At 71.8% G+C, this 3,539-nt stretch carries 5 protein-coding genes; all 5 read left to right on the top strand.

Translation table 11 applies throughout. The features are described 5' to 3' along the window. Positions 1-1,099 (top strand): beta-ketoacyl-[acyl-carrier-protein] synthase family protein (locus tag ACFWBW_RS33005; protein WP_385380497.1); only part of this gene is annotated, 1,099 nt, incomplete at its 5' end. Next, positions 1,096-2,331 (top strand): ketosynthase chain-length factor, encoded by a 1,236-nt coding sequence (locus ACFWBW_RS33000; RefSeq protein WP_385380494.1) that lies wholly within the window; start codon positions 1,096-1,098, stop codon positions 2,329-2,331. The genes ACFWBW_RS33005 and ACFWBW_RS33000, both read left to right, overlap by 4 nt. A 25-nt stretch (positions 2,332-2,356) precedes the next feature. Continuing rightward, positions 2,357-2,614: a phosphopantetheine-binding protein gene (locus tag ACFWBW_RS32995; protein WP_112448182.1), complete on the top strand. Its 258-nt coding sequence runs from the start codon at positions 2,357-2,359 to the stop codon at positions 2,612-2,614. Position 2,615: 1 nt separating this feature from the next. Next, positions 2,616-3,095, top strand: a complete 480-nt coding sequence (locus ACFWBW_RS32990; protein ID WP_385380491.1) for an SRPBCC family protein — start codon at positions 2,616-2,618, stop codon at positions 3,093-3,095. Positions 3,096-3,115: 20 nt separating this feature from the next. Then, complete coding sequence (locus tag ACFWBW_RS32985) at positions 3,116-3,457, top strand: TcmI family type II polyketide cyclase (protein WP_385380488.1); 342 nt, start codon at positions 3,116-3,118, stop codon at positions 3,455-3,457. Positions 3,458-3,539: the final 82 nt, after the last annotated feature.

The following is a 3,539-nucleotide window of genomic DNA, read 5'->3' as shown; positions in this document are numbered from 1 at the left end:
CCTCGGCGCCGAGGAGGCGGCCCGCGCGGACCGGTACATCCAGTTCGCGCTGGTCGCCGCCGCCGAAGCCGTGCGCGACGCCGGACTCGACCTCACCACGGACCAGGCCTGGCGCACCGGAGTCTCCCTCGGCACCGCCGTGGGCGGCACCACCCGCCTGGAGAACGACTACGTGGCCGTCAGCCAGTCGGGCGACTGGTGGGACGTGGACCACCGGCTCGCCGGGGCCCACTTGCACCGCGCCTTCACCCCCGCCACCCTGGCCTCCGCCGTCGCGGAGAAGACGGGAGCACGCGGACCGGTCCAGACCGTCTCCACCGGCTGCACCTCCGGACTCGACGCCATCGGCTACGCCTTCCACTCCATCGCCGAGGGCAAGATGGACGTCTGCATCGCCGGCGCCTCCGACTCGCCCGTCTCGCCCATCACCGTGGCCTGCTTCGACGCCATCAAGGCCACCTCGCCCAACAACGACGACCCGGCCCACGCCTCCCGGCCCTTCGACGCCGACCGCGACGGATTTGTCCTCGGTGAAGGCGGCGCCGTCCTCGTCCTGGAAGAGCTGGAACACGCCCGCGCCCGCGGTGCGACCGTCTACTGCGAGATCGGCGGCTACGCCACCTTCGGCAACGCCCACCACATGACGGGGCTGACCACCGAGGGCCTGGAGATGGCCCGCGCCATCGAAACCGCCCTCGCCCAGGCCCGGACCGACGCCCGCGAGATCGACTACGTCAACGCGCACGGCTCCGGGACCAAGCAGAACGACCGCCACGAGACCGCGGCGGTCAAGAAGGTCCTGGGAGACCACGCCTACAAGACGCCGATGACCTCCATCAAGTCCATGGTGGGGCACTCGCTCGGCGCCATCGGGGCGATCGAACTGGCCGCCTGCGTCCTGGCGATGACCCACCAGGTCGTCCCGCCCACGGCCAACTACGAGACCCCCGACCCGGAATGCGACCTGGACTACGTCCCGCGCGTCGCCCGCGAGCGCACCCTGCGCAACGTGCTCTCCGTGGGCAGCGGCTTCGGCGGCTTCCAGTCCGCGGTCGTCATGACCCGCCCCGACGAGCGCAAGGAGGAGGTGGTCTCGTGAGCGTCCGTACGGTCATCACGGGCATCGGAGTGGTCGCGCCCAACGGCATCGGCGTCGAGGCCTTCTGGAAGGCGACCCAGTCGGGCGCCTCCGTCCTGGGCCGCGTCACCCGCGAGGGCTGCGAACACCTCCCGCTGCGCGTCGCCGGCGAGGTACGGGGCTTCGACGCGGCCTCCATGGTCGAGGAACGCTACCTCGTCCAGACCGACCGCTACACCCATCACGCCCTCGCCGCGGCCGACCTCGCCCTGGAGGACGGCCGGCTCGGCCGGGCCGACTACGAGGACGACCCCTTCTCGGTCGGCGTGGTCACCGCCGCAGGTTCCGGCGGCGGCGAGTTCGGCCAGCGCGAGCTGCAGCACCTCTGGGGCCAGGGCCCGCGCTACGTCGGCCCGTACCAGTCGATCGCCTGGTTCTACGCGGCCAGCACCGGGCAGATCTCCATCCGCCGGGGCCTCAAGGGCCCCTGCGGGGTCGTCGCCGCCGACGAGGCGGGCGGACTCGACGCCTTCGCGCACGCCGCCCGGGCCATCAACCAGGGCAGCAAGGCCATGCTGGTCGGAGCCACCGAGGCGCCCCTGGCCCCGTACTCCATCGTCTGCCAGCTCGGCTACGAGGCCCTGAGCACCCACGAGGATCCGGAGCGGGCCTACCGGCCCTTCACCGAGAAGGCCTGCGGCTTCGTACCCGCCGAGGGCGGCGCGATGTTCCTGGTGGAAGAGGAGCAGGCGGCCATCCGCCGCGGCGCCTCCGTACGGGCCCTCCTGGCGGGACACGCGGCGACCTTCACCGGCCCGCACCACCCCGAACGGGCCGACGCCTCCGCCGAGGGCCTGGCCCACGCCATCAAGGGCGCCCTGAGGGAAGCGGGCTGCGCCCCCGAGGAGGTCGACGTGGTCTTCGCCGACGCGCTCGGCACCCCGGAGGCCGACCGGGCCGAGGCGGCCGCGATCCTCTCCGCCCTCGGAGCACACGGGCGCAAGGTACCGGTCACGGCCCCCAAGACCGGGACGGGGCGCGCCTATTGCGCGGCCCCCGCCCTCGACACCGCTGCCGCGGTCCTCGCCCTGGAACACGGCATCGTCCCGCCCACGCCGAACGTGTTCGACGTGTGCCACGACCTCGACGTCGTGACCGGCAGCGCCCGCCCGGCGCAGCTGCGCACCGCGCTCGTGCTGAGCCGGGGCCTCATGGGCTCCAACGCCGCGCTCGTCATCAAGATCCCCTCCTAGAGACCAGAGACAGAAGGAGCCGCTCATGTCCGAACGACTGACCGTCGAGGAGCTGGCCGCCCTGATGAAGTCCGGGGCCGGCATCACCGTGGACCCGGCCGACATGAAGAACCGCCCGGACTCCCTGTTCGACGACTACGGCCTCGACTCGCTGGGCCTGCTCGGCATCGTCGGGCTGCTGGAGAACCAGCGCGGCCGGGCCCTGCCCACCGACGCGGACCGCTGCAAGACCCCCAAGGAGTTCCTCGAACTCGTCAACACCAGCCTGATGACCGGAGCTTGAGATGGCAGGACACACCGAGAACGAGATCGTCGTGAAGGCGCCCATGGACACCGTCTGGGCGATGACCAACGATCTCCAGAGCTGGCCCGGGCTGTTCAGCGAGTACGCCTCGCTGGAGGTCCTGGAGGAGGACGGGCCCACCACCCGCTTCCGCCTCACGATGCACCCGGACGAGAACGGCACCGTGTGGAGCTGGGTCTCGGAACGCACCCCCGACCCCGTCAGCCGCACCGTGCGCGCCCGCCGGGTCGAGACCGGCCCGTTCGAGCACATGGACATCCACTGGCAGTACTTCGAGGTCCCCGGCGGCACCCGGATGGTGTGGACCCAGGACTTCGCGATGAAGCCGACGGCACCCGTCGACGACGCCTGGATGACCGCGAACATCAACCGGAACTCCAAGGTCCAGATGGAGCTGATCCGGGAGAAGATCGAACAGCGCGAACGCGAGAGCCGCACGCCCGCGGCCAGCCGCGTCTGAGACGAAAGGGAGCACACCGGATGCACCGCGCTCTCATCGTGGCCCGCATGGCGCCGCAGTCCGCCCCCGACATCGCCGAGCTCTTCGCGGCCTCGGACGCGGGCGAGCTGCCGCACCTCGTCGGGGTCACCCGCCGCAGCCTCTTCCAGTTCGGCGACGTGTACATGCACTTCATCGAGTCGGACCGGCCCCCCGGCCCGGCCATCGCCGAAGTCACCGGCCACCCGGAGTTCCGGGACCTCAGCGACCGGCTCACCGCCTACGTGAGCCCGCACAACCCGGAGACCTGGCGCAGTCCGAAGGACGCCATGGCCCGGGAGTTCTACCGCTGGGAGCGCCCGGCCGGCTCCCGTACGGGCTAGCCGTACGGAGCGACCCGCGCGACCGGCAGGCCTCGGGGGCCACCCCCACCCGAGTGGGGGGGCCACCCCCACCCCCCGAGAA

It is taken from the genome of Streptomyces sp. NPDC059957, assembly GCF_042730015.1.
In the GTDB taxonomy this organism is placed as follows: Bacteria; Actinomycetota; Actinomycetes; order Streptomycetales; family Streptomycetaceae; genus Streptomyces.
This window is presented reverse-complemented; position numbering and strand designations above follow the sequence as displayed.

Excerpts from the sequence above, each read along its gene's own strand:
- ACFWBW_RS32995 (WP_112448182.1), top strand. The coding sequence starts at position 2,357 with ATGTCCGAACGACTGACCGTCGAGGAGCTGGCCGCCCTGATGAAGTCC.
- ACFWBW_RS32990 (WP_385380491.1), top strand. The coding sequence starts at position 2,616 with ATGGCAGGACACACCGAGAACGAGATCGTCGTGAAGGCGCCCATGGAC.
- ACFWBW_RS32985 (WP_385380488.1), top strand. The coding sequence starts at position 3,116 with ATGCACCGCGCTCTCATCGTGGCCCGCATGGCGCCGCAGTCCGCCCCC.